Origin of the sequence: Burkholderia territorii (assembly GCF_001718335.1) — a bacterium.
GTDB lineage: Bacteria > Pseudomonadota > Gammaproteobacteria > Burkholderiales > Burkholderiaceae > Burkholderia > Burkholderia territorii.
Genome location: NZ_CP013366.1, coordinates 450062 through 476210, shown reverse-complemented (window position 1 = coordinate 476210; position 26149 = coordinate 450062). Strand labels below are relative to the sequence as shown.

Below are 26149 nucleotides of genomic sequence, written 5' to 3'. Positions count from 1 at the left end.
ATATTTCGTCGGCGTTTCGCTTTAGAAAAACTCAATGATCCGTTCCCGCCTGCCACCGCTGAACGCGTTGCGTGCGTTCGAGGCGGCCGCCCGCCACCTGTCGGTGAAATCGGCGGCCGAGGAGCTGTCGGTCACGCCGGGCGCTGTGAGCCAGATGATCCGCACGCTCGAGACGCACCTCGGCGTACAGTTGTTCGAGCGCGTGAATCGCGGGATTCTGCTGACGGCGGCGGGCCGCGATTACCTGCCGCCCGTGCGCAACGCGTTCCGGCAGATCGCCGACGCGTCGCAGCGCGTGGCGGGCGCCGCCGACAGCGGCGCGCTGACCGTGAGCGTCACACCCTTTTTTGCGTCGGCGTGGCTCGTGCCGCGCCTCGCGCAATTCCGCGACGCGTGCCCGGACATCGACCTGCAGATCGTCACGAGCCACGCGCTCGCCGATTTCTCGCGCGACGGCGTCGACGTCGCGATCCGTCACGGTCTCGGCCGCTACATCGGGCTATGCAGCGAGCGCCTGTTGACCGTGGAGATCGTCGCGCTCGCGGCACCGGCCCTCGTCGCGCGGCTCGGGATGCCGGCGACCCCCGCCGACCTGGCCGGATGGCCGCATCTGCACGACGCCGAGCGCAAGGGCTGGCACATCTGGTTCGACGCGCAGCGAATCGCTGATTTCGGTCCGCCGCGCGGCCCCGCGTTCGACGATTCCGGGCTGTTGCTGCAGGCGATCCTCGCCGGCCAGGGCGCCGGCCTGCTGCCGGCGGCGATGGTGCGCCGCGAGCTCGCGAGCGGGCGGCTCGTCCAGCTTGCCGACGCCGCGTGGCTCGACGATTTCGCGTACTACCTCGTCTATCCGCCGCATCATGCGGAACGCGCGAAAGTCGCCGCGTTCCGTCGATGGATTCTCGAAGCCGCGCAAGCCGATGGAGCGGCATCGATGACAGGCGCGACGTAGCGTCGCTGCCCCGCCGGGCGGCGGCAACGATCGTCGGCCGATCGGCTAACATGCGTCGCGCAACCGACAACGACATCCGGAGAGAGACCATGCCTGCCCTGTTGCGACGCCTGACATGCATCGCGAGCCTGTCGGCCGCGCTGTTCGTCGCGTGCGCCGCCCTGCCGCCCGCGGCACACGCGTATCGCGCGTCGCCCGGATACGGCAGCGAAGCCGACCTCGACCGGCACGACACGTACCGCAATCGCGACGGCGACACCGTCCATGCGCCCGCGCATTCGAAATCGGGCCGCGTGCCCGACGGCGCGAGCGCGCGCTGCCGCGACGGCACGTACAGCTTCAGCCGGCATCGGCGCGGTACCTGCTCGGGACACGGCGGCGTCGCCGCGTGGCTGTGAACGCGGGTCGGCCGAATGGCCTGCGCGGTGCCTGCCGCAGCCGGCGGCGAAGTACAATACGCGCTCTCGCCGCCAACCCGCGGCGACACCGCCGCGCCCCGCGCGGCACGCCCCGTACCGAATCACCCGACGCCACGCACGCCGATGCGCTGCGCGGCAGTCTCAACCCTTTCTGAGTTTCACATCCAAATGGCCCAATACGTTTTCACGATGAACCGGGTCGGCAAGATCGTGCCGCCCAAGCGCCAGATCCTGAAGGACATCTCGCTGTCGTTCTTTCCCGGCGCGAAGATCGGCGTGCTCGGCCTGAACGGCTCGGGCAAGTCGACGCTTATCCGCATCATGGCGGGCGTCGACAAGGACATCGAAGGCGAAGCGACGCCGATGCCGAACCTGAACATCGGCTACCTGCCGCAGGAACCGCAGCTCGATCCGTCGAAGACGGTGCGCGAAGCCGTCGAGGAAGGCCTCGGCGACCTGTTCCAGGCGAACAAGAAGCTCGAGGAAATCTACGCCGCGTATGCGGAACCGGACGCCGACTTCGACGCACTCGCGGCCGAGCAGGCGAAGTACGAAGCGATCCTCGCGTCGAGCGACGGCGGCAGCCCCGAGCAGCAGCTCGAAGTGGCCGCCGATGCGTTGCGCCTGCCGCCGTGGGACGCGAAGATCGAGCACCTGTCGGGCGGCGAAAAGCGCCGCGTCGCGCTGTGCAAGCTGCTGCTCGAGAAGCCGGACATGCTGCTGCTCGACGAACCGACCAACCACCTCGACGCCGAATCGGTCGACTGGCTCGAGCAGTTCCTGGTGCGCTTCCCGGGCACCGTCGTCGCCGTTACGCACGATCGCTATTTCCTCGACAACGCGGCCGAGTGGATTCTCGAGCTCGACCGCGGCCACGGCATTCCGTGGAAGGGCAACTACAGCAGCTGGCTCGACCAGAAGGAAGAGCGCCTGAAGCAGGAAGAGGCAGCCGAATCGGCGCGCCAGAAGGCGATCAAGAAGGAACTGGAGTGGGTGCGCCAGAACCCGAAGGGCCGCCAGGCGAAGTCGAAGGCGCGTATCGCGCGCTTCGAGGAGCTGAACAGCCAGGAATACCAGAAGCGCAACGAAACGCAGGAAATCTTCATTCCGGTCGGCGATCGCCTCGGCAATGAAGTGATCGAGTTCAAGAACGTCAGCAAGTCGTTCGGCGACCGCCTGCTGATCGACAACCTGAGCTTCAAGATCCCGGCCGGCGCGATCGTCGGCATCATCGGCCCGAACGGCGCCGGCAAGTCGACGTTGTTCAAGATGCTGACCGGCAAGGAACAGCCGGATTCGGGCGAAGTCGTGATGGGCCCGACCGTGAAGCTCGCGTACGTCGACCAGAGCCGCGACGCGCTCGACGGCTCGAAGACGGTGTTCGAGGAAATCTCGGGCGGCGCCGACGTGCTGACGGTCGGCAAGTACGAAACGCCGTCGCGGGCGTACATCGGCCGCTTCAACTTCAAGGGTGGCGACCAGCAGAAGATCGTCGGCAATCTGTCCGGCGGCGAACGCGGGCGCCTGCATCTCGCGAAGACGCTGATCTCCGGCGGCAACGTGCTGTTGCTCGACGAACCGTCGAACGACCTCGACGTCGAGACGCTGCGCGCGCTGGAAGACGCGCTGCTCGAATTCGCGGGCTCGGTGATGGTGATCTCGCACGATCGCTGGTTCCTCGACCGGATCGCGACGCACATCCTCGCGTTCGAAGGCGATTCGCAGGTCACGTTCTTCGACGGCAACTACCAGGAATACGAGGCCGACAAGCGTGCGCGCCTCGGCGAGGAAGCAGCGAAACCGAAGCGCCTGCGCTACAAGCCGATCAGCCGCTGAGCGGCGCGGCTCGCGCATCCGGCAACACGGTCATGCGTTGCCGGATGCCGAACGCCGCAGCTTCCGGGCCGACATAACGAAAAAGCGGGCCCATGGCCCGCTTTCGTCATCCGGCGATAGTTCGGCCGCTGCCTACGCGAGCGCGCCCAGCTCGCGCAAGCGCGCCTCGGTCGCCGCTGCGCTCGTGTGGTGAATGCCATGCCAGCCGAGCGCCGTCGCGGCTGCGGCGTTCTTCGCGTTGTCGTCGATGAACACGAGCTCGTGCGGCGCGATGCCCGGCACGTGCGGATCGATCCGCGCATGCATCTCGCGGTAGATCGCCGGATCGGGCTTGACGAGCTTCACGCGGCCCGACACGACGATGTCCTTGAAGCGCCGCAGCACGGGGAAGTTGTCCCACGCATACGGAAACGTCTGCGCGGACCAGTTGGTCAGCCCGAAGAGCGGCATTCCCTGTGCGTCGAGCCGCTCGACGAGCGCGGCGCCGTCGTCGAGCACGCCGCCGATCATCTCGTGCCAGCGCGCGTAGAACGCGCAGATCAGCGCCTCGTGCGCCGGAAACTTCGCGACGAGCTCGCTCGTCCCTTCGTCGATCGTCTGCCCGCCGTCCTGGCGGACCACCCAGTCCATCGCGCACACGTGCGTGAGGAACCAGCGGCGCTCGGTTTCGTCGGGAATCAGCTGCCGGTACAGATACTCGGGGCTCCAGTCGATCAGCACGCCGCCGAAATCGAACACCACCGCCTTGATCGTCATGCGAACTCCGTCGCGAGCACGTCGGCAAGCGGGCGCGGCGTCACGGAATTGCCCGACAGCGTATTGTTTTCCCACACGAAGTGATGATGCGCGACGATCTGCGCAGCCGACAGGTGCGAGCGCTCGTTCGTCGTGTGCAGGTCGGACACGACGGTCGTCCGGTAGCCGAGCAGCGCCGCGCGCCGCGCGGCCGAATCGACGCAGAACTCGGTCGCATAGCCGCAGATCAGCACCGAACGGATGCCGTTGCCGTCGAGTCGCGCGGCGAGCGGCGTGTCGTGGAACGCATCGCTCGCCTGCTTGCGGATGCGCCAGTCGGCACGATCGACGATCAGTTCCTCATGCAATTCCCAGCCGGGCGTGCCGGGCACGATGTCGTCGTCCGCGTCGCCGTCGTGCTGCACGAAGCACACGGGCGCGTGCGCCGCGCGCGCCGCCGCCGTCAGACGGTTGATGCCCGATACGACGTCGTCGAGCCGGTACGCGGGCCGCGCCCGCTGCACCAGCCCGCGCTGCATGTCGATCACGATCACTGCGGTATCTGCCATCGGTTGCCCTCTCTGTCGTGGCCCGGCCGTCGGGCGGCCGGTGTCGTGTGTTGCGTGTTGCGTGTTGCGTCAGATCGGTTGCGTGCGCGCGTCGAGCCACGCCTTCGCATCGCCGCTCACGTGCCGGCCGACGCGCTCGCGCACGGTCGCGTGATACGTGTTCAGCCACGCACGCTCTTCCTCGTGCAGCATCTCGACGAGCACGCAGCGCGTGTCGATCGGACACAGCGTCAGCGTCTCGAACGCGAGGAAGTCGCCGAACTCGGTCTGCCCGGCCGCGCGGTTCACGACCAGGTTCTCGATCCGGATGCCCCATTTGCCGGGCCGGTACACGCCCGGCTCGATCGACGTGATCATCCCCTCTTCCATCGCGGTGTACGGCTCGGCCGGCGCGTAGTGCGAGATGACCTGCGGGCCCTCGTGCACGTTCAGGAAGTAGCCGACGCCGTGGCCGGTGCCGTGGCCGTAGTCGAGCCCGGCCGCCCACATCGGCGCGCGCGCGATCGCGTCGAGCATCGGCGAGCGGATGCCGCGCGGGAAACGCGCACGCGACAGCGCCATCATCGACTTCAGCACGATCGTGAAATCGCGGCGTTGCAGATCGCTGACCGTGCCGACCGGCACGACGCGCGTGATGTCGGTCGTGCCCGTGGTGTACTGGCCGCCCGAATCGACGAGCAGCAGGCCGTCGCCGGCGATCGTCGCGTGCGACTCGGGCGTCGCGCGATAGTGCGGCATCGCGCCGTTCGCGTTGAAGCCGGCGATCGTCGCGAAGCTCGGCGACACGTAGCCGGGGCGCCGAGCGCGCGCGGCCGTGAGCTGCTCGTCGATCGTCAGCTCGGTGATCGTCTCGCGGTTCACCGCCTGCTCGAACCACGCGAAGAATTCGGCGAGCGCGGCACCGTCGTGCTCCATCGTCACGCGCACGTGTTCGATCTCGGCGGACGTCTTGCGCGATTTCGCGAACGTCGACGGGTTCACGGCCTCGACCAGCTTCACGCCGGCCGGCACGGCCTCGAGCGTGCCGAACGTCACGCGGCGCGGGTCGATCAGCAGCGTCGCGCCGTCAGGGAGTGCCGCGAGCGCCGCGCGCGCGGCGTCGTACGCGCGGACCTCGACGCCGTCCCGCGCGAGCGACGCGGCCAGCGCCGGCGACACCTTGCCGTCGGCGACGAACAGCGTCGCGCGATCGGCGCCGATCATCGCGTGCGCGACGAACACCGGGTTGAAGTTGACGTCGGCGCCGCGCAGGTTGAACAGCCACGCGAGATCGTCGAGCGTCGACACGAAATGCCATTGCGCGCCCTGCGCGTGCATCGCACGGCGGACTTCGGCGAGCTTGCTCGCACGCGTCGTGTCGGCCTGCGGCGCGACGTGCTCGAACACCGCGTCGCCCGGCAGCCCGGGACGCTCAGGCCAGATCGCGTCGAGCAGGTCGAGATCGGTGCGCAGCGCGATGCCGCGCGCGCTCAGCGCGGCCGTCAGCGCACGCGCCGCCGCGACGCCGAGCACGGCACCGTCGACGCCGACCGTCTCGCCGGCCGGCACGTTCCGGGCGAGCCAGTCGACATGCGGCGCGCTTTGCTGCCCGCCCGTCATCTTCATCAGCTGGACGCCCGTGCCGGCGAGTTCCGCCTCGGCCTGGACCCAGTAACGGCTGTCGACCCACAAGCCCGCGAAATCCGCGGTCACGACCAGCGTGCCGACCGAGCCGGTGAAGCCGGACAGCCAGCGGCGCGCCTGCCAGCGTTCGGGCAGGTACTCGGACAGGTGCGGGTCGGCGGACGGCACGAGATAGGCGGCCAGGTCCTCGCGGACCATCGCGCCGCGCAGCAGCGCGAGGCGGGCCGGCACCGACGAGACTTCGGGGAGACGGGCATTCATGATTTCACCTGAGAGGCTTTCAGCGACGGGCAGACACAGCGACCGTCACGGCTACGGCGAGGAACGCGACGCCGGTGCAGACCGGCCATTCGAGCGTTTCGCCATCGTAAAACAGTCCGGAGAGATTGCCGGCCATGCGCGCGGCGGCAGCGCCAGCGATGCCGACGAGTACCGCGATCCACCATGCCGGCCGGCCCGTGCGCCGCATCGGATGCAGCCACCGGCCGAACAGCCCGACGGCCGCTCCCAGGACAAGGATTCCAAACCAGTTCATTCGACGCCTTCTATAAATTCAGATTCGTCCCATAGGCGTGAACGTTGCCAGCGACTAGCATCGATTCATCCATCGAACCCGAGACCAGCCGGGCGCCGCGAACATTCGAGTGTAGGGGCCGACCCGACGTTATGGCAAGCGCGCACCGGCAGCCGTATTGAAGAAATCCTCATGCGAATCGCCCTGATCGATCCGGAGGCACGTCATGCTGCGCTCCTGAACCGCCTGCTCTTCGCCGGCGGTCACGTGTGCCACGCGTTTGCGTCCAGCGCCGCGTTCTTCGAGTGGCTCGCCACCGATACCTGCGACATGCTGATCACCGGCAACTGGGCCGGCGATCAACCGGCCGAGGAAGTCATTCCGCGTGCGCAGGCGATCCTGCCCGGCCTGCCGGCCATCGCCGTGATGCGACTGCCGCGCGAAAGCGAAGTCGTGTCGTGCCTGCACGCGGGCGCCGACGACTGCCTCGTGCGCCCGGTGAGCGGGCCCGAGCTGCTCGCACGGGTCAATGCGCTGAGCCGGCGCGCCGGCGTGCGCCGCCCGCCGAATCGCACGCGCGAAATGTATGGAGAATATGCGTTCGACGCGACCCACGGCCTCGTGCGCTTCGGCGACGCCGTCGTCGCGCTCACGCCGAAGGAGTTCCGCTTCGCGCAACTGCTGTTCGCGAACCTGTCCCGGCCCGTGTCGCGCGCCCATATCCTCGAAACCGTCTGGGCCCGACACCGCGACATGAAGTCGCGCACGCTCGACACGCACGCGTCCCGGCTGCGCAGCAAGCTGCAGCTGCTCCCCGAGCGTGGCTACCGGCTTCTGCCGCTCTACGGCTACGGCTATCAGCTCGACCGCGTGCCGATCGAGCCCCCAAATTCAAGGCCCCGCCATGCTGATGCCCGGTATGCGGCGAGTGAGGAAATCACCGAGACGCTATAATACGGGGCTAAACGATAGCCCTCGATATGCAACTCCTCACGATCGGAATCAATCACCACACTGCGCCTGTCGCCCTGCGCGAACGCGTGGCGTTTCCGCTCGAGCAAATCAAGCCGGCTCTCGTCACGTTCAAGAACGTGTTCCTCGGCCCTCAGGCGCCCAATGCGCCCGAAGCGGCGATCCTCTCCACCTGCAACCGCACCGAACTCTATTGCGCGACCGATGATCGGGCCGCGCGCGACGGCGCGATTCGCTGGCTGTCGGAGTACCACCGGATTCCGGTCGACGAACTCGCGCCGCACGTCTATGCGCTGCCGCAGTCGGAAGCGGTTCGGCACGCGTTCCGCGTCGCGTCGGGCCTCGATTCGATGGTGCTCGGTGAAACGCAGATTCTGGGCCAGATGAAGGATGCGGTGCGCACGGCGACGGAAGCCGGCGCGCTCGGCACTTACCTGAACCAGCTGTTCCAGCGCACGTTCGCGGTCGCGAAGGAGGTGCGCGGCACGACCGAGATCGGCGCGCAGTCGGTGTCGATGGCCGCCGCGGCCGTGCGCCTCGCGCAGCGCATCTTCGAAAAGGTTTCGGATCAGCGCGTGCTGTTCATCGGCGCAGGCGAGATGATCGAGCTCTGCGCGACGCACTTCGCCGCGCAAAGCCCGCGCGAGCTCGTCGTCGCGAACCGCACGGCCGAACGCGGCCAGCGGCTCGCCGAACGCTTCAACGGCCGCGCGATGCCGCTGTCGGACCTGCCCGCCCGCATGCACGAATTCGACATCATCGTGTCGTGCACCGCGTCGACGCTGCCGATCATCGGTCTCGGCGCGGTCGAGCGCGCGGTGAAGGCGCGCCGCCATCGGCCGATCTTCATGGTCGATCTCGCGGTACCGCGCGACATCGAGCCGGAAGTCGGCAAGCTGAAGGACGTGTTCCTCTACACCGTCGACGATCTCGGCGCGATCGTGCGCGAGGGCAATGCATCGCGCCAGGCCGCGGTTGCGCAAGCCGAGGCAATCATCGAGACGCGCGTGCAGAATTTCATGCAGTGGCTCGACACGCGCAGCGTCGTGCCGGTGATTCGCCACATGCATACGCAGGCCGACGCGCTGCGCCGCGCGGAAGTCGAGAAGGCGCAAAAGCTGCTCGCGCGCGGCGACGACCCGGCGGCAGTCCTCGAAGCGCTGTCGCAGGCGCTCACCAACAAGCTGATCCACGGTCCGACGAGCGCGCTCAACCGCGTGAACGGCGCCGATCGCGATTCGCTGATCGAACTGATGCGCGGCTTCTACCAGCACGCGCCGCGCTCCAACGACCAGTCCGGCCACTAGCGCCGGCCGTCTGTCCTGCCGCCGGCCGCGCGCCGGCCTATCCTTTCCGAATACCCTTGCCCGGGAGCGCCGCTCCACACCATGAAGACGAGCATGCAACGCAAGCTCGACCAGCTGTCTGTCCGGCTGGCCGAACTGAACGACCTGCTGAGCCGCGAAAACGTCACGGCCGACCTCGACCAGTACCGCAAGCTGACGCGCGAACACGCGGAACTCGGCCCGGTCGTCGAGCAATACGCGCTGTGGCGCCAGTCGCGCAGCGACGAGACGGCCGCGCAGGAACTGCTCGCCGATGCATCGATGCGCGATTTCGCCGAAGACGAGATTCGCAGCGCGCGCGAACGCATGGTTCGCCTCGAAGGCGAGCTGCAGAAGATGCTTCTGCCCAAGGACCCGAACGACGACCGCAACATCTTCCTCGAAATCCGCGCCGGCACCGGCGGCGACGAATCCGCGCTGTTCGCGGGCGATCTGCTGCGCATGTACCTGCGTTACGCGGAGCGCCAGCGCTGGCAGGTCGAGATGATGTCGGAAAGCCCGTCGGATCTCGGCGGCTACAAGGAAGTGATCGTGCGGATCGCCGGCCAGGGCGCGTACTCGCGCCTGAAGTTCGAATCGGGCGGCCATCGTGTGCAACGCGTGCCGGCGACCGAGACGCAAGGGCGCATCCACACGTCCGCCTGCACGGTCGCGGTGATGCCGGAAGCCGACGAGATCGGCGAGGTCGAGATCAATCCGGCCGACCTGCGGATCGACACGTTCCGTGCGTCGGGCGCGGGCGGCCAGCACATCAACAAGACCGATTCGGCGGTGCGCGTCACGCACATTCCGACCGGGATCGTCGTCGAGTGCCAGGACGACCGTTCGCAGCACAAGAACAAGGACCGCGCGCTGAAAGTGCTCGCCGCGCGCATCAAGGACAAGCAGTATCACGAGCAGCACGCGAAGGAAGCGGCGACGCGCAAGAGCCTGATCGGCTCGGGCGACCGCTCCGAACGGATCCGCACGTACAACTTCCCGCAGGGCCGGATGACCGACCACCGGATCAACCTGACGCTGTACCGGCTCGAGGCGCTGATGGACGGCGATCTCGACGAACTGATCGGCGCGCTCGTGAGCGAACACCAGGCCGAGCTGCTCGCGTCGCTCGGCGACACCGACTGAGGCCGCGATGCCCGACACCACCGCCGACGAACTGCTGCGCGCGTCGCCGCTCGACCCGGTCGATGCGCGCGTGCTGCTCGCACACGCGCTCGGCTGGACCCGCACGCAGCTGATCACGCGCGGCGACGCGCCGCTCGAGCCGGCCGCGATCGCGCGCTACCGCGCGCTCGAAGCGCGCCGCGCGGCCGGCGAGCCGGTCGCACAACTCGTCGGGATGCGCGAGTTCTTCGGCCGGCCGTTCGACGTGACGCCCGACGTGCTGATCCCGCGCCCGGAAACCGAACTGCTCGTCGAAGCCGCGCTCGACGCGATCGACGGGCGGCCGCATCCGGCCGTGCTCGATCTGGGCACCGGCAGCGGCGCGATCGCCGTGTCGATCGCCGCCGAACGGCCCGATGCACGCGTATGGGCGCTCGACCGTTCTCCGGCCGCGCTCGAGGTCGCGCAGCGCAACGCGAACAAGCTGCTCGACGCGCGCCGCCCCGGCGGCCCGCTGCACTGGCTGCAGAGCGACTGGTACGCCGCGCTCGATCCGGCGCTCGCGTTCGACACGATCGTCAGCAACCCGCCGTACATCGCGCAGCACGATCCGCACCTCGCGCAGGGCGACCTGCGGTTCGAGCCGCGCGGCGCGCTCACCGACGATGCCGACGGCCTCAGCGCGATCCGCACGATCGTCGCCGGCGCCAGCGCCTACCTGAAACCCGGCGGCACGCTATGGATCGAGCATGGCTACGACCAGGCCGAAGCGGTGCGCGCATTGCTCGTGTCGCGCGGCTTCATCGCGGTCGAATCGCTCGCCGATCTGGCCGCGATCGAACGCACGACGGGCGGCCGCCGGCCCGGCTGATGGCCGGCTCGCCCGGTTGAAATCCGCTATCATTTCGTTCTAACGCCCCGCAAACGCAAGGTCAGTCATGGACACCCAACAACGAATCAAGCAAATCGTCGACGAAAACCAGGTCGTGCTCTTCATGAAGGGCAACGCGCAATTCCCGATGTGCGGCTTCTCGGGCCGCGCCGTGCAGGTGCTGAAGGCCTGCGGCGTCGACCAGTTCAAGACGGTCAACGTGCTCGAGGATGACGAAATCCGCCAGGGCATCAAGGAATTCTCGAACTGGCCGACCATCCCGCAGCTGTACGTGAAAGGCGAATTCATCGGCGGCTCGGACATCATGATGGAGATGTACCAGTCCGGCGAACTGCAGCAACTGTTCGCCGCCGCTTAAGGCGCGGCACCCGCCCCCTTCCCGATGGCATCTCCCAGCGCGCCGCCACACCGGCTGATCGTCGCGATCACCGGCGCCACCGGCGCGATCTACGGCGTGCGGCTGCTCGAAATGCTGCGCGCCGCCGGCGGCGTCGAAACGCATCTGCTGGTTTCGAACGCCGGCTGGCTCAATATCCAGCATGAACTGAAGCTGCCCAAGGCAGAGGTCGAAAGCCGCGCGGATGTCGTGCATTCGGTGCGCGATGTCGGCGCGACCATCGCGTCCGGTTCGTTCGCGACCGACGGAATGGTGATCGCGCCCTGCTCGATGAAGACGCTCGCGAGCGTCGCGCACGGCCTGTCCGACAACCTGATCACGCGCGCGGCCGACGTCACGCTGAAGGAACGCCGCCGCCTCGTGCTGATGGTGCGCGAAACGCCGTTCAACCTCGCGCATCTGCGCAACATGACCGCCGTGACCGAAATGGGCGGCATCGTGTTTCCACCGCTGCCGGCGTTCTACGCGATGCCGAAAACGATCGAGGAGCTCGTTGATCAGACCGTCACGCGCGTGCTGGATCTGTTCGCACTCAGTGCACCGATGACGACGCCCTGGGCCGGCATCCGGCCGACCGCGTAATCTTCCGACACGGCGCTTCGGCGCCGTTTTTCATGCATCTTCGCCGATTCCGCCATCTTCCGGCTCGATCCCGCATTCCCGCGCCCCTGCTCGCCACACAGGCCCGAGGCCGGCTCGATTATCAACACATGTGATTCAATCAAATTCCGCAAAGTCGATTTATCAATACCCAGTGCGCGTCTATAGTCACAGGCAAATCCCTTTGCAGGCTCCCACCATGAACCGCTTGCCCTCGCTTTACCTGTCCCACGGCGCGCCGACGCTGCCGATCGATCCGACACTGCCGTCCGGCGCGTTCACGCACCTCGGCGCCGAATTGCCGCGCCCGCGCGCGGTACTGATGCTGTCCGCGCACTGGGGCACACAGCAGCCGGTCGCGAGCGTGGCCGCGCACCCTGAAACGATTCACGACTTCTACGGCTTTCCGCGCGCGCTGTACGAGATCCGGTACCCGGCGCCGGGCGCGCCCGAGGTCGCCGAACGGGCGGCCGCGCTGCTGAACGCGGCCGGCATCGCCACCGCGACGACCGAGCATGGCCTCGACCACGGCGCGTGGGTGCCGATGCTCCTGATGTTCCCGGAAGCCGACGTGCCCGTCGCTCAGTTGTCGATTCAGCCGCGCGCGGATGCCGCCCATCACTTCGCGCTCGGCCGCGCGCTGCGGCCGCTGCGCGACGAAGGCGTGATGGTGATCGGCTCGGGCCAGATCACGCATAACCTGCGCGCGGCCGATTTCAGCGCGGCGCCGGAGGACGCGGACCCGCGCGTCGCGGAATTCACCGATTGGTTCGAGGCAAAGCTCGCCGCGCGCGATGTCGACGCGCTGCTCGACTATCGCCGGCAAGCGCCGCACGCGGCGCTGATGCATCCGACCGACGAACACTTGCTGCCGGTGTTCACGGCACTCGGCGCGGCCGACGACGATTACCAGCTCGGCATCCAGTCGCTCGGCACGTATCAACGCGTGCTCGCGATGACGAACTACGTGTTCGCGAGCGCAACTGCCTGAAGCCGCCGCCACCGCGACGAGGCAAACAAAAAGCCCGCCCGAGCAATGCTCGAGCGGGCTTTTTCACGCTTTGCGCCACCGCCGATTCCGGTGGCGAGTCAGCCGTCAGGCACCGATCCCTTCGAGGATCTCGTCGTGCGACTCGCGCTCGTCGAGATACTGGGTCCGGTAGCCGGTGTTCACACCCCAGAAGTAGAACACCAGCGAGATGGCCGCGACGATCAGCATGTCCCAGCCGTACGGCAGCACGCCGTAACCGCCGAATTCCTTGCTGCCGATCAGCGACAGCACGGCCATCGTCGGCAGGTACGCGACCAGCCACCAGGCGGCCTTCAGGTCGGCGCCCCAGCCGGTCCAGCCCGACTTCGACTGGAAGTAGAAGTACACCGGCAGCGCGACGATCATCAGCAGGATGATTTCGCCCGTCAGCGGCCACTTTGCCCAGTACAGGATCAGCGACGCGCAGACGAACGCGAACGGTGCGATCAGCTTCATCAGCGGGATCGACAGCGGACGCTCGATGTCGGTCGCCGCGCGGCGCAGCGCCATCAGGCTGATCGGGCCGGTCAGGTACGAGATCACCGTCGCGACCGAGATCACTGCCGCGAGCGAGCTCCAGCCGCGGAAGAAGAACAGGAAGATGAACGACACGAGCAGGTTGAACCACATCGCCTGACGCGGCACGCCATAGATCGGGTGCACGTTGCCGAACATCTTCGGCATCGTGTTGTTGCGCTCCATCGCGTAGATCATGCGGGTGGTCGTCGCCATGTAGGTCGTGCCGGTGCCGCTCGGGCTGATGAACGCGTCGACGTACAGCAGGATCGCGAGCCAGTTCAGGTTCAGCGCGATCGCGAGTTCCGCGAACGGCGACGAGAAGTTGAAGTGCGACCAACCCTTCGCGACGTCGGCCGGGTTCACCGAGCCGATGTACGCCATCTGCAGCAGCACGTAGATCACGAGCGCGAGCAGGATCGACGAGATCACGGCGAACGGCACGCTGCGCGACGGATTGCGCGCTTCACCGGCCAGGTTCACCGGGCTCTGGAAGCCGTTGAACGCGAACACGATGCCGCTCGTCGCAACCGCGGTCAGCACGGCCGACCAGCCGTACGGCGCGAAGCTCGCATTCGATGCGGTGCCGAGGTTTTCCGAATGGAAGCTCGACAGCATCAGGCCGAGGATCGTGAGGCCGGGGATCAGGAACTTGAAGATCGTGATCGCGGTGTTCGCGCGCGCGAAGGCCTTGACGCCCCAGTAGTTCAGCATGAAGTAGATGACGACCAGCACGGCCGACAGCAGCAGGCCCGGTGTCGTCAACTCGCCGTTCACGAACAATGCGTGCGCCCACGGATACGGCCACGTGCTCATGTACTGGATCGATGCTTCCGCCTCGATCGGAATCACCGATACGATCGCGATCCAGTTCGCCCACGCGCTGATGAAGCCCACCAGCGAACCATGCGAATAACGCGCGTAGCGGACCATGCCGCCCGACTCGGGGAACATCGCGCCCAGTTCGGCATACGTCAGTGCAATCGCGAGAATCACGACCGCGCCGATGATCCATGCGCAAATCGCCGCCGGACCGGCAATCTTCGCAGCCTTCCACGCGCCGAACAGCCAGCCCGAGCCGATAATCGAACCCAGCCCCGTCAGCATCAATGCAAACGGGCCGATGTTCCGTTGAATAGAACTCTTCACATCCTCTCCTATGTCTCAAAAAGCATGGTCGGCCCGCTGCCCGGGATCGGCTCGGACAACACCGCGCATGCCATTTTGGGGGGATGGATCACCCGATCGGGGCAACCCTTCCACGCGGCGCGTAGTTTAACGGTTGCACCTCCAAGTTGGCGCCAAAATCGTTCGTCCCCTACAAAAAATTCGCGTCGTTTGCAAGGTTTGTAAACCTTAACTCCGCAATAACCCTGAGTGCATGGAAATACGGTTGACCGCGCGACCGATTAGCCGTATAAACAACGTTGCAGGATTTCAAGCGGCGAGTGAATTGGTTCTTTCGTAGTTCGCCCATCAACGGTACTCCGGTTGGTCCCATTACCCCCTTCCTTGATTTTCCGCACCCATGGGCTTCGGCCCCGTTTTATCTTTTTAGGAACAAGTAACATGGCAACCGGTACCGTCAAGTGGTTCAATGACGCAAAGGGCTTCGGCTTCATCACCCCGGAAGGCGGCGGCGACGATCTGTTCGCGCACTTCTCGGAAATCCGCGTCGAAGGCTTCAAGACGCTGCAAGAAAACCAGAAGGTTGAATTCGAAGTGAAGACGGGCCCGAAGGGTCTGCAAGCTGCGAACATCCGTCCGGTCTAAGCTCGGCGCGATATTTCGTGTAAAAAAGCCCCGCTTCGGCGGGGCTTTTTGTTTTCCGGCGCCGGCAGCGTTGCGACCGCCGCCGATCCGAATGGCCGTCGCTCAGCCGAACAGCCGCTGCGCGTGAATGCCCAGGCCGGTCGCGACGCTCGCGAGGCGATCGCCGAACACCGGCTGCGCGTCCGGGAATGCACCAGCGAGCGCACCCGACAGGAACGCGAGCCCGGTCGAGCCGCCGGTGAAATACAGCGCGCCGACGTCGCGCGGCGCGACACCCGCAAGCCGCACCGTTTCGCGCGCGGCATCGACGATGCGCGCGGTGTCGTCGACGCTCGCGTCGACGAGACGCTCGGCGTCGAACGCGATCTGCAGATCCTCTTCCACGTCGTTCAGGTCGATGATCGTCTCGCCGCCCGCCGCCACGCCGATCTTCGCTTCTTCCGCGCGCGCCATCAGCGCATGCCCGAGCCGTCGCTCGACCACGCGCGTGAGCCGGTCGTGCTGTCGCACGTCCTGGTACAGGTGCTTCATCAGTTTCAGCTCGCCCAGCCGCTTCGGCGTGTAGACCGTGTTGATCAGGTGCCAGGTCGCCAGGTCGAAATAGATGCGGTTCGGCAGTTCACGCCCCTCGGGATCGAGCGCGCGGTAGCCGAACGCGGGCAGGATCGCCGCCAGCTCGACACGGCGGTCGTAGTCGGTGCCCGCGACGTGCACGCCGTGGTGCGCGAGCACGTCGTCCTTGCGCTCGAGGCGCGCCATTCGCTCCGGCCCGACGCGCACCAGCGAGAAGTCCGACGTGCCGCCGCCGATGTCGGCGACCAGCACGAGCCGCTCGGCCTGCTGGCGCGACTCGTAGTCGAACGCGGCGGCGATCGGTTCGTACTGGAAATGCACGTCCGTGAAACCGACCGACTGCGCGGCCGCTTCGAGCTGGTTCTGCGCGAGGCGGTCGGCGCGCGGATCGTCGTCGACGAAGAACACCGGCCGGCCAAGCACCGCGCGCCCGATCGGCGCGCCGGCGCACGCCTCGGCCTTGCGCTTCAGGTGCGTCAGGAAGCGCGCGATGATCTCCGTGTACGCCATTGCGCTGCCGTCGCCGAGATCGGTCGTGGTCTCCGCGAGCGGCGAGCCGAGGATGCTCTTCATCGAGCGCATCAGGCGGCCGTCGAAACCGTCGATATAGGACGCGAGCGCCGCCCGGCCAAATTCGACCGTCTGCTCGTCGTTGTTGAAGAAGATCGCGGTGGGCAACGTCAGGTGGTCGCCCTCGACGGGCGCGAGGCGCATGCCTGCGCCGTCGGGCAGTGCCACGGCGGAATTGGACGTGCCGAAATCGATCGCGCAGTAAGTCATGGGAAGGTGCCGCAACATGGCCGGCGCGAAAACGGAAAGGACGGGCTTTTTAACATGAAGCCCGCCGGATCACAACCGGCTCGGCCACCGGGGCCGCGCAACCGGCCCACGGCCCCGATCGGGCCGGCCCGCGGCGCACCGGCAGCGGGTGCATGCGGGCCGCTCGACACGTCGATGCCGTCGGCTTTCGCGCTTGCGACGCCCGTACGGCCGGCTGCGGACAACGTACGGCGAAGTGCCGCCGGCTCCGAAATCAGGCCGCCGCGTCGAAACCCTTCTTCCATGCGCCCGCATAGACGACTTCGCCGATCGCATGACGCGTGCGGGGCGCCTTTTCGCGATCGCGCAGCACCGGATCGAGCTTGTCGACGTTGCCGTAGTGGCCGAGCGAGATGATCGCCGGGATCGCGACGTCGGCCGGAATCTCGAAGGCGTCGCGGAACGCCTTCGCGTCGAAGCCGCTCATCTGGTGTGCGGCGAGACCGAGCGCGTGCGCCTGCAGCACCAGCGACATCGCGGCCGCGCCCGCGTCGTACAGCGCGGTCGGCGCCGGTTCGCCCTTCGGCGTGAGCGTGTGCGCGGTCACGGCGATCAGCACCGGTGCCGGCGCGTTCCAGCCCTGGTTAAAGGGCACGAGCGTCGCGAATGCGCGCTTGAACGCGGCTTCGTCGCGCGTGCGGTCGAACACGATGAAGCGCCACGGTTGCGCGTTGTACGCAGACGGCGCCCAGCGCGCGGCTTCGAGCACCGCGTGCAGATCGGCGCCGCTGATCGGCTCGTCCGAATACGCGCGCGGGCTCCAGCGGCCCGCGATCAGGTCGTGAATCGAAACAGTGGTGGGAGCAGGTTTGACGGACATGCGGTTCCTCGCTGACATCGATGAAGGGGCGCGAACGCCCCGCGAACCGCAAGCATAACCGCTCGAGAAGACACGCGCCCGATCATCCCGCGCAATGCAAATCACCGATCCTGCATTGACCGGCCGCCCCGCGCACGGACGGCCGGCAATGCCGCGCTCAGGCGGCCTGCGCGGCCGCGCGGGACGGGCCGCGATTGATCCGCAGCACGATCAGCGCGCCGACGATGCAGAGCCCGCCCGAGATCATCGACGCGACCGTATAGGTGCCGAGGCTCGCACGCAGCAGCCCCGCGCCGAGCGCCGCGAACGCCGCGCCGAGCTGGTGGCCGGCGACGATCCAGCCGAACACGACAGGCGCCGCGGCCTTGCCGAACACGTCGGTGGCGAGGCGCACCGTCGGCGGCACGGTCGCGATCCAGTCGAGCCCGTAGAACATCGCGAACAGCGGCAGCCCGAAGAAATCGATGCCGAATGCATGCGGCAGATAGATCAGCGACAACCCGCGCAGCCCGTAGTACCAGAACAGCAGCACGCGGTTGTCGTAGCGGTCCGACAGCCAGCCCGACAGCGTCGTGCCGAACAGGTCGAACACGCCCATCGCGGCGAGCAGCGACGCGCCCTGCACTTCGGTCATCCCGTAGTCGCTGCACATCGCGATCAGGTGCGTGCCGACATAGCCGTTGGTGCTCGCGCCGCAGATGAAGAAGCTGAAGAACAGGAGCCAGAAGTCACGCGAGCGGCTCGCCGTCAGCAGGGTGCGGAACGCGACCGCGAGCGGGTTGTCCTTCGTTGCGTCGGGCGCGGCCGGCGCGTCGGCCGGCTCGCCGTATGGGCGCAGCTTCACGTCGGCCGGCCGCTCCGGCAGCAGGAATGCGACCAGCGGAATCACGATCGCGGCGGCCACCGCGACGACCAGCACGACCGGCCGCCACCCGTGACGCTGCGCGATCGCGGCGAGCATCGGCAGGAACACGAGCTGGCCGGTGGCCGTGCTCGCGGTCAGGATGCCCATCACGAGACCGCGCCGCGCGTGGAACCAGCGCGTGACGAACGTGGCCGACAGCGTCAGCGCGACGACGCCGGTCGAGCAGCCGACCATCAGGCCCCAGATGACGACCATCTGCCAGCTCTGCGTCATCATCGACGACAGCGCGACACCCGCGCTCATGGTCACCAGCGCGGTCAGGATCGTCGGCCGCAGCCCGAAGCGCTGCATCGCCGCGGCCGCGAACGGCCCCGTCAGCCCGTACAGCGCGATGTTCACCGAAATCGCCAGCGAAATCGCCGCGCGGCTCCAGCCGAGTTCGCGCTCGAGCGGCACCATCAGCACGCTCGGCGTCGCGCGCGTGCCGGCCGCCGCCAGCAGGATCAGGAAAACCACCGCCGCCGCGAGCCATCCGTAGTGGAACCGCCCGCCGATTCGTGTCACCGCCCAGTTCATGTCGTCGCTCTCCAGTTGGCGGGCCGGCGCCCGCGCGCCCGCCCCGCCTTGCTACCAGGCCACCTCCGCCGCACGCTGCATCGGCTGACCCGGGCCGATACCTGGCATTCGTCTGTCGATCCGGCCGGTATTGTTACCGATCGGTCACAAGTGTGTTGCGATCGTAGTTACCAGTCGGTAACATGTCAAGCAATTCACCACGCAGTCGAGGGTCATCATGTCGGGCATCGAGGCCGCCAACAAGGCACCGGCACGCCGCACGCGCCAGCCGATCGCCGCGGCCGTCGCGCAGGAGCACCTGCTGCGCGCCGCCGAGGAGCTGTTTTACAGGGAAGGCGTGCGCGCGGTCGGCGTCGAGGCGGTCGTGGAACGCGCGGGCGTCAACAAGATGAGTTTGTACCGCCAGTTTGCGTCGAAGGACGAACTCATCCTCGCGTATCTCGAACGGATGGATGCATGTTTCTTCGAGCGCTTCGATTCGAGCGTCGCGAAGCATCCGGGCCAGCCGAAGGCGCAGTTGATCCAGTATTTCGTCGATCTGGCGGAGCGCGCGGCGCAGAAGGACTATCGCGGCTGCCCGTTCGTCAACGTCGCGGCCGAATTCCCCGATGCGTCGCATCCGGCGCGCGAGCGCGTCGCGCAGAACAAGGAACAGCTGATGAAACGGCTCGTCGCGCTGTGCGAGGGCGCAGGCGCCCGGCAGCCGAAAGCGCTCGCCGATGCGCTCGCGCTCGTGATCGAGGGCATTTATGCGGCCAGCCAGACCTACCGGCACGGCGAAACGCCGATCGGCACCGCCCCCGCGCTGGTCACGCAGCTGATCGAGGCCGCCTGCGCGTGACGGGCGGCGCGCGCCCGAACCGGGCGTGCGCCGTCCCGCTACAATGCGGCCCTCGCTGCCGCTTTGCCCGACCGCCCTTGCCATGACCGATACCCGCCCCGACTCGCACGACGACATCCTCGCCGCCACGCGGCACTGGCTCGCACGCGCGGTGATCGGGCTCAATCTGTGCCCGTTCGCGAAGAGCGTCTACGTGAAGGAGCAGGTGCGCTATGCGATCAGCGAAGCGACGACGCTCGAGGACGCACTCGCCGACCTCGAAACCGAGCTGCGCGCGCTCGAAGCGGCCAATCCGCAACAGGTCGACACGACGCTCGTGATCTATCCGCGCGTGTTCGCGGATTTCGTCGACTACAACGATGCGTTGTTCTTCGCCGACCGGCTCGTGCAGCAACTGCGGCTCGACGGCGTGCTGCAGATCGCGAGCTTCCATCCCGCGTACCGGTTCGAAGGCAGCGAAGCCGACGACATCGAGAACTACACGAACCGCGCGCCGTATCCGATCCTGCACCTGCTGCGCGAAGACAGCATCGCGCGCGCGGTCGACGCGTTCCCGGACGCGTCCACGATCTACGAGAAAAATCAGGAAACGCTGCGCCGCCTCGGCCACGACGGCTGGCGTGAATGGATGCGCCGGCCGGGCGACGACGTCTGACGCATCGCGCGACGGCCGTTCGGCGCGCGGCAAACGGGCGACGCGAGGCCGCGCGCGGCGCGTCGGCCTGCGTCAGTCCGCGGCCGGCTCGGCAGCCTCGTCCGACGTCGCCGCGGGCATCGGCGTGAAGAAGCGCGCGTTCAGTTCGGCGAGCCCGAACATGCCGAGGATCTCGTTCAGCCGCTCGCCGGGCTTGCGGCGCGGCAGGTTCTTGTACTGCGCGATGATCAGCTCGTTCTTCATCGAATGCTCCCAGCCGACCAGCTCCGTCACGCTGACCTGATAACCGTGCGCCTCGAGCTGCAGGCAGCGCAGCACGTTGGTGATCTGGCTGCCGAATTCGCGCGTATGCAGCGGATGCCGCCACACTTCCGTCAGCGCGTTCGCGAGCGACTTGCCCTTGTTCTTGCGCAGCACGCCCGCGACTTCCGCCTGGCAGCACGGCACCAGCACGATGTGCTGCGCGCGCTTAGCGAGCGCGAAACGGATCGCGTCGTCGGTGGCCGTGTCGCACGCATGCAGCGCGGTGACGACGTCGACCGTTTCGGGCAGCTTCGGCGACGTGATCGAATCGGCGACCGACAGGTTCAGGAACGACATGCCGCCGAACCCGAGTCGCGCGGCGAGCTCGGTGGAACGCGTGACGAGCTCCTCGCGCGTCTCGATCCCGTACACGTGCGACGCAAACGCCGGCGTGCCGTGCCCCGGCTGCTGCTTGAAGAACAGGTCGTACAGGATGAAGCCGAGATACGACTTGCCGGCGCCGTGATCGACGAGCGTCACGCCGCCCTTGTCGGCCTGCACGCTCGCGAGCAGCGGCTCGATGAACTGGAACAGGTGATAGACCTGCTTCAGCTTGCGGCGGCTGTCCTGGTTCAGCTTGCCGTCGCGGGTGAGGATGTGCAGTTCCTTCAGCAGCTCGACGGACTGCTCCGGACGGATTTCGTAGGTCTTGTTCGACATCGTGAAGCGGCGCCGGGCCGCGGTCGGTCGACCACGGCCCGGCGGCGGGAATTCGTGAGGAATGGCGACAGTTTACCGAAAATGCGCGATCAGGCTCGCGCGCCGAGCCGCCAGAGCGACGTGACCTCGGCGCGCCGGGCCGCGTGCAGCGGGTCGTCGGCGTCGGCCGACTTCGGGTGCGCGGGGCGGATGTCCTCGCGGCCGAGCACGACGAGACCGGCTTCGTCGATCCATTGCAGCAGCGTGTCGCGCGGCCGCAGGCCGAGATGCTCGGCGAAATCGGACAGGATCAGCCAGCCTTCGCCACCCGGTTCGAGATGGTCGGCCAGCCCCGCGAGGAAACCGCGCAGCATGCGGCTGTCGGGGTCGTAGACCGCATATTCGATCGGCGCGCTCGGACGGGCCGGCACCCAAGGCGGGTTGCAGACGACGAGCGGCGCACGGCCGGCCGGGAAGAGGTCGGCTTCGACGATGTCGACGCGCGCCGCATGACCGAGCCGCGCGATGTTCTCGCGCGCGCAGGCGAGCGCACGCGGATCCTGGTCGGTCGCGACGATCCGCTCGACGCCGCGCGATGCGAGCACGGCCGCGAGCACGCCGGTGCCCGTGCCGATGTCGAATGCGAGCGACGTCGCGGGCAGCGGCGTGCGCGCGACGAGTTCGACGTATTCGCCGCGCACGGGCGAGAACACGCCGTAATGCGGATGGATCGGCGCGCCGCCGAGTGCCGAAATCGGCACGCCCTTCTTGCGCCATTCGTGCGCGCCGACGAGGCCGAGCAACTCGCGCAGCGACACGACCGACGGCGCGCCGCCCGGCCCGTATGCTTCCTCGCACGCGGCGCGCACGTCGGGCGCGCGGCGCAGCGGGATCGTGTAGTCGGCATCGAGCGGAATCAGCAGCATGCCGAGCGTGCGGGCGCGCTGCGACTGCGCGAGCCGGTGCAGGTTGAATGCGTCGACGCCCGCCGCGGCCTTCGCCTTCTTCGGCTTGCGTTCGACGCGGCGCGCCATCGCCTGCACGAGCTGGCGTGCGTTCTGGAAGTCGCCCTGCCAGACGAGCGCGGTGCCCTCGCACGCGAGGCGGTACGCGGCGTCGGCGGTGAGGCGGTCGTCGGCGGGCACGGCGCGCCGGGGCGGCTGCACGCCGGCTTCGGAGCGCCAGCGCACGGCATGTTCGGCGCCGTCGGCGTCGGTCCAGTGGAAAACGGGGAAATCGGTCACGCGAGCTCGGCTACGGTTGGCTTCAGACAGGCGGCGCCAGGGAAGCGCGCCGCGCGGACCACACCATACCGCGCTTTGCCCGCAAGGCAAAGCGCGCGGCCGCCCGCGCCTCGCGCAGGCATCGCCTCGCTCAGGCATCGCCTACCCGCCCCACCCCGGCATCGCCGGCATGCGCAGCGTGCCCGCATCGCTGAAGCGCACGGTGCCGAGCACGCCGCCCGCGAGCCGGCCGCGCAGCGCGTAAGGCAGTTCGCCGTTGGCGGCCGCACCGGGCAGGTTCCACGCCTGCCGCGCGGCGGCGAACGCCGACACGGAAACCGGCACGTCGATCACGGCCTCGCCGAAGCGCGGCACGATGCCGGAGCGATCGCTGACGCCGCTCGCGAACGGCGCGCCGTTCAGTTCGAGCGCGACCGAAATGCCGTCGTATTCGATCGGCGCGTCGTTCGGGTTCTGCACGCGCAGCTTCAGGCTGAAACGCATCTCGAGGCCCTGCCCGGCCAGCGGGTCGAGCCCGGCGACGGTCACGCTCACCGGCTCGCGCGTCAGGCTCGCGCAACCGCCGAGCGCGAAGACGGCGGCGAACAGCAGCAGCATGACGCGCAGCGGCGCGATACGGAACAGGGCTCGTGACATGGGCTCGCCTCCTTGCGGCAATCGATCGTCGGTTCGTCGCTGCATTGTACCGAGCGCGCCACGCTCCGCCCCGATTCGTAGTTTTCGCACGGCGCCGAGATCGTTAATAGATTAAAACTACGGAAACAGGCAATCGAATGGAACGTGAATTAATGCTTCCCGGTATTCAATGGTGCGCAAAAAATTCAATCGAAGGACCTTCTAATTTTTTCGTTTCCTTTACCCAAAACCATCAAGTATATTTACGCATCCTTCGAGCAGGCCGACAAACCTTCAAGCCGCATGACGGCGATTTTACGGAACGGCGACACGCCGTCCTTCCGTCCTGCGGCCTGGTGCGGCCAGCCCCGTGGGTCGTCGGTTCAAGGGAAATGCACGCCCGCGCAGGGCGGGCGGCCCCGTGTCGTGCGCGCGAAATCAATTCAGTACAACACGCGCCCGGCCATTTTGAACCGGCAAGTTAACCGACATCCGGAAACACAGAGGGGGCAGTAAACCATGATTACCTTCACGTAGTCGGCCGACCGTCTTTTCGAATAATCCGTCATTGACATTTCTCGTCGCTGTTGATTAACGGCGAGGGATTTCTTTTGCCGGCGTTTTCGCAGCACTGAACGATTCTTTCAACAATCGAGGTTTCAGTCATGTCGATCAACATTCACAAGATGCGTTACCTGCCGCTGGTCGCCGCACTCGCGCTCGCCGGGTGCGGCGGCGACGACAGCGGCGTCGGCTCGGCTTCCGCACTCAGCGCCGCCGGCGCGCCGCACTCGAGCTCGTCGCCCGCCGCCAACACGCCGCCGAGCGCGTCCAACGTCGACAAGAGCGTGTCGCCCGTCGAGCTGCCGGACACCGTGGTACCCGTCAACTACCGGTTGTGGTTCCGCCCGAACGACGCGCTGAACGCGTTCGACGGCCGCGCCGATGTCGAGATCAAGGTGCTGAAGCCGGTCAACAACATCGTGGTCGCCGGCCACCGGATCAAGTTCACGAACGGCCGCATCACGCTGCAGCCGGGCAACATCCAGCTGATCGCGACGCCGCAGGACAAGGGCGACTTCTACCAGCTGCGTCCCGTGGCCGGCACGATCGCGCCGGGCAACTATTCGCTGCACATGGAGTGGTCGGGCATCATCAACTTCAAGTCGTACGACGATCCGGCCACGCAGACGGGCGGCAGTTGCGGCGACGATCCGTATCCGGGCTGCTCGGCCGCGGAAGGCGTGTTCCGGGTCGACCTGAAGAGCACCGACGGCACGACGAGCGGCGCGATCCTCACGCAGGGCGAAACCAACCTGGCGCGCCAGTGGTTCCCGGGCTGGGACGAGCCGGCATTCCGGCCGACTTATGAAGTGACGGCCGAAGTGCCGCAGAACTGGCGCGTCGTGTCGAACGCGGCGGAGAAGCCGTCGACCAACGTCGGCGGCGGCTACAAGCTCGTGCAGTTCGAGAAGACGCCGCCGATGCCGTCGTACCTGCTGTTCTTCGGCGGCGGCATGTTCGACACCTACGAGGACGACTTCTCGAGCCCGCTGCCGGGCGGCAAGGGCGGCCTGCACCTGCGCGTGTTCACGCCGCCGGGCATGAGCGACTGGGCGAAGCCGGCGATGGACCGCACCAAGCAGGCGCTCGACTTCTACTACCGCTACACGGGCATCCCGCTGCCGCTGACGAAGTTCGACACGGTCGCCGCGAACGATGCGTTCAAGGAGCAGAAGGACCTGAACTTCGGCGGGATGGAGAACTGGGGGTCGATCCTCGAGTTCGCCGACGACATCCTGCCGCAACCCGGCCAGCCGATGTCGCGCTACGGTAACGAAGTGCTGACGCACGAAGTCGCGCACCAGTGGTTCGGCGACCTCGTCACGACCGACTGGTGGGACAACGTCTGGCTCAATGAATCGTTCGCGACGTTCTTCGAGACGAAGACGACGATCCAGTTCTTCCCCGACGAGTTCAGCTGGCTCGACCAGGTGAAGAACAAGTATCGCGTGATCAATCGCGACATCGGCCCGAACGCGTTCCCGGTCGCGCCGAACTTCAACGGCTGGGCGTCGAACGACTTCGTGCTGAGTGCGAGCGCGTTCACGTACGACAAGGGCGGCCACGTGCTGAAGACGCTCGAGAACTACCTCGGCGAGCAAACCTTGCGCAAGGGTTTGCAGCAATACCTGGTCGACTACTCGTTCGGCAACGGCACGCCGAAGCGCCTGTGGGATGCGCTGTCGAAGGCGAGCGGCCAGCCGGTCGGCCCGATCGGCGACAGCTACGTGCGCCAGACGGGTGTGCCGCTGATCTCGCTCGACACGCAGTGCGACATGACGAAGAACCAGACGATCGTCACGCTGAAACAGCAGCCGTTCCCGAACAAGAACGCGTATCCGGGCCTGCAGTGGACGGTGCCGATCACGCTCGCGTACGGCCAGGGTCTCGCCAAACGCACGACGCTCGCGCTGAAGGATACGCAGACGCAAACGCGGATCGACGGCTGCACGGGCGTGGTCGCCGACCCGAGCGGGCTCGACTACTACGTCGTGAACTACAGCGACGCCGCGTGGAGCGGCCTGCTCACGCAGATGAACGGCTCGACCGATCCGGTGCTGCTCGCGAACCTGAAGAGCGAAGCCGCGCTGCTCGTCGCGAACAACCTCGCGCCGGCTTCGCGTTCGACGTCGATCGGCTCGGTCGCATCGCCGGCCGCGATGAAGCTGCGCCAGACGCCGAGCTTCGGCGGCATCGCGCCGACGGTGAAGGAACGTCCGTCGCTGCGCTACCAGGGCATGTTCAAGCCGCGCAAGACGCTGGTTCAGTAACGTCGTGGTCCGGCCGGCCGGTGCCGCGCAGTTCGCGGCGCCGGCCGGCGTTCAATCGTTCACGTCCTTCGGCAGGCCCCGGTGCGG

Annotated in this window: 25 protein-coding genes; 14 read left to right on the top strand and 11 right to left on the bottom strand. The window is 67.2% G+C overall.

From position 1 onward, the window contains the following. Positions 1-34: 34 nt before the first annotated feature. The 3 genes from gcvA to ettA all read left to right on the top strand — a co-directional run bounded on the left by gcvA (position 35) and on the right by ettA (position 3207). Positions 35-952 carry a transcriptional regulator GcvA gene (gcvA, locus tag WS51_RS12950; protein WP_059449752.1) on the top strand — a complete coding sequence of 306 codons (918 nt, stop codon included), beginning with the start codon at positions 35-37 and terminating at the stop codon, positions 950-952. A gap of 89 nt (positions 953-1041) precedes the next feature. Beyond that, positions 1042-1350: a DUF3761 domain-containing protein gene (locus WS51_RS12945; RefSeq protein WP_069229284.1), complete on the top strand. Its 309-nt coding sequence runs from the start codon at positions 1042-1044 to the stop codon at positions 1348-1350. Positions 1351-1539: 189 nt separating this feature from the next. Next, complete coding sequence (gene ettA / locus WS51_RS12940) at positions 1540-3207, top strand: energy-dependent translational throttle protein EttA (RefSeq protein ID WP_059771543.1); 1668 nt, start codon at positions 1540-1542, stop codon at positions 3205-3207. 132 nt (positions 3208-3339) lie between these two features. Here ettA and WS51_RS12935 read toward each other — a convergent pair whose 3' ends face one another. From WS51_RS12935 to WS51_RS12920, 4 genes are all read right to left on the bottom strand, one after another. Continuing rightward, complete coding sequence (locus WS51_RS12935) at positions 3340-3963, bottom strand: HAD family hydrolase (RefSeq protein ID WP_069229283.1); 624 nt, start codon at positions 3961-3963, stop codon at positions 3340-3342. After that, positions 3960-4511: a cysteine hydrolase family protein gene (locus WS51_RS12930; protein ID WP_069229282.1), complete on the bottom strand. Its 552-nt coding sequence runs from the start codon at positions 4509-4511 to the stop codon at positions 3960-3962. Before WS51_RS12930 ends, WS51_RS12935 begins: the two co-directional genes overlap by 4 nt. A gap of 69 nt (positions 4512-4580) precedes the next feature. Next, positions 4581-6395 (bottom strand): aminopeptidase P family protein, encoded by a 1815-nt coding sequence (locus WS51_RS12925; protein WP_059504697.1) that lies wholly within the window; start codon positions 6393-6395, stop codon positions 4581-4583. Between the two features lie 19 nt (positions 6396-6414). Beyond that, positions 6415-6669 carry a hypothetical protein gene (locus WS51_RS12920; RefSeq protein ID WP_059449757.1) on the bottom strand — a complete coding sequence of 85 codons (255 nt, stop codon included), beginning with the start codon at positions 6667-6669 and terminating at the stop codon, positions 6415-6417. A 171-nt stretch (positions 6670-6840) separates the two neighbouring features. Here WS51_RS12920 and WS51_RS12915 point away from each other — a divergent pair, with 171 nt between their 5' ends. From WS51_RS12915 to WS51_RS12885, 7 genes are all read left to right on the top strand, one after another. Then, the gene (locus tag WS51_RS12915) at positions 6841-7602 is read left to right on the top strand and encodes a response regulator transcription factor (protein WP_059504695.1); all 762 of its coding nucleotides are present in this window, start codon (positions 6841-6843) and stop codon (positions 7600-7602) included. A 26-nt stretch (positions 7603-7628) separates the two neighbouring features. Continuing rightward, positions 7629-8927, top strand: a complete 1299-nt coding sequence (gene hemA, locus WS51_RS12910) for a glutamyl-tRNA reductase (protein WP_059791430.1) — start codon at positions 7629-7631, stop codon at positions 8925-8927. Positions 8928-9008: 81 nt separating this feature from the next. Beyond that, entirely contained in the window at positions 9009-10091 is a 1083-nt protein-coding gene (gene prfA / locus WS51_RS12905) for a peptide chain release factor 1 (RefSeq protein ID WP_059449760.1), read from the top strand. Positions 10092-10098: 7 nt separating this feature from the next. Continuing rightward, positions 10099-10941 (top strand): peptide chain release factor N(5)-glutamine methyltransferase, encoded by an 843-nt coding sequence (prmC, locus tag WS51_RS12900; RefSeq protein ID WP_060330316.1) that lies wholly within the window; start codon positions 10099-10101, stop codon positions 10939-10941. 67 nt (positions 10942-11008) lie between these two features. Beyond that, complete coding sequence (gene grxD, locus WS51_RS12895; RefSeq protein WP_011883132.1) at positions 11009-11320, top strand: Grx4 family monothiol glutaredoxin; 312 nt, start codon at positions 11009-11011, stop codon at positions 11318-11320. A 24-nt stretch (positions 11321-11344) separates the two neighbouring features. Continuing rightward, the gene (locus tag WS51_RS12890; protein ID WP_069229281.1) at positions 11345-11941 is read left to right on the top strand and encodes a UbiX family flavin prenyltransferase; all 597 of its coding nucleotides are present in this window, start codon (positions 11345-11347) and stop codon (positions 11939-11941) included. Positions 11942-12158: 217 nt separating this feature from the next. After that, positions 12159-12950: a DODA-type extradiol aromatic ring-opening family dioxygenase gene (locus WS51_RS12885; RefSeq protein WP_059504690.1), complete on the top strand. Its 792-nt coding sequence runs from the start codon at positions 12159-12161 to the stop codon at positions 12948-12950. A gap of 105 nt (positions 12951-13055) precedes the next feature. Here WS51_RS12885 and WS51_RS12880 read toward each other — a convergent pair whose 3' ends face one another. After that, on the bottom strand, positions 13056-14654 hold the full coding sequence (locus WS51_RS12880; protein ID WP_059449764.1) for an APC family permease: 1599 nt from the start codon (positions 14652-14654) through the stop codon (positions 13056-13058). 420 nt (positions 14655-15074) lie between these two features. On the opposite strand from WS51_RS12880, the gene WS51_RS12875 reads away from it, so the two are divergent. Continuing rightward, positions 15075-15278 (top strand): cold-shock protein, encoded by a 204-nt coding sequence (locus WS51_RS12875; RefSeq protein WP_006477070.1) that lies wholly within the window; start codon positions 15075-15077, stop codon positions 15276-15278. Positions 15279-15380: 102 nt separating this feature from the next. On the opposite strand, the gene WS51_RS12870 is transcribed toward WS51_RS12875, so the two are convergent. The 3 genes from WS51_RS12870 to WS51_RS12860 form a co-directional block, all read right to left on the bottom strand. Next, positions 15381-16631 (bottom strand): Hsp70 family protein, encoded by a 1251-nt coding sequence (locus WS51_RS12870; protein ID WP_059504688.1) that lies wholly within the window; start codon positions 16629-16631, stop codon positions 15381-15383. Between the two features lie 253 nt (positions 16632-16884). Continuing rightward, complete coding sequence (locus WS51_RS12865) at positions 16885-17490, bottom strand: nitroreductase family protein (protein ID WP_059449766.1); 606 nt, start codon at positions 17488-17490, stop codon at positions 16885-16887. A 157-nt stretch (positions 17491-17647) separates the two neighbouring features. Next, positions 17648-18931: an MFS transporter gene (locus WS51_RS12860; protein ID WP_059449767.1), complete on the bottom strand. Its 1284-nt coding sequence runs from the start codon at positions 18929-18931 to the stop codon at positions 17648-17650. Between the two features lie 217 nt (positions 18932-19148). Between WS51_RS12860 and WS51_RS12855 the strand changes: the two genes are divergently transcribed. Both WS51_RS12855 and WS51_RS12850 read left to right on the top strand, forming a co-directional pair. After that, positions 19149-19772, top strand: a complete 624-nt coding sequence (locus WS51_RS12855) for a TetR/AcrR family transcriptional regulator (protein ID WP_069229280.1) — start codon at positions 19149-19151, stop codon at positions 19770-19772. A gap of 82 nt (positions 19773-19854) precedes the next feature. Next, positions 19855-20427 carry a DUF1415 domain-containing protein gene (locus tag WS51_RS12850; protein WP_069229279.1) on the top strand — a complete coding sequence of 191 codons (573 nt, stop codon included), beginning with the start codon at positions 19855-19857 and terminating at the stop codon, positions 20425-20427. 72 nt (positions 20428-20499) lie between these two features. On the opposite strand, the gene WS51_RS12845 is transcribed toward WS51_RS12850, so the two are convergent. From WS51_RS12845 to WS51_RS12835, 3 genes are all read right to left on the bottom strand, one after another. After that, on the bottom strand, positions 20500-21390 hold the full coding sequence (locus WS51_RS12845; protein ID WP_059449770.1) for a class I SAM-dependent methyltransferase: 891 nt from the start codon (positions 21388-21390) through the stop codon (positions 20500-20502). A gap of 89 nt (positions 21391-21479) precedes the next feature. Then, on the bottom strand, positions 21480-22613 hold the full coding sequence (locus tag WS51_RS12840) for a methyltransferase (protein ID WP_059799557.1): 1134 nt from the start codon (positions 22611-22613) through the stop codon (positions 21480-21482). A 141-nt stretch (positions 22614-22754) separates the two neighbouring features. Next, positions 22755-23249, bottom strand: coding sequence for an LEA/WHy family protein (locus tag WS51_RS12835; protein ID WP_059944755.1), 495 nt, complete (start codon positions 23247-23249; stop codon positions 22755-22757). A gap of 644 nt (positions 23250-23893) precedes the next feature. Here WS51_RS12835 and WS51_RS12830 point away from each other — a divergent pair. After that, entirely contained in the window at positions 23894-26062 is a 2169-nt protein-coding gene (locus tag WS51_RS12830) for a M1 family metallopeptidase (protein ID WP_059449773.1), read from the top strand. The last annotated feature ends 87 nt before the right edge of the window (positions 26063-26149 follow it).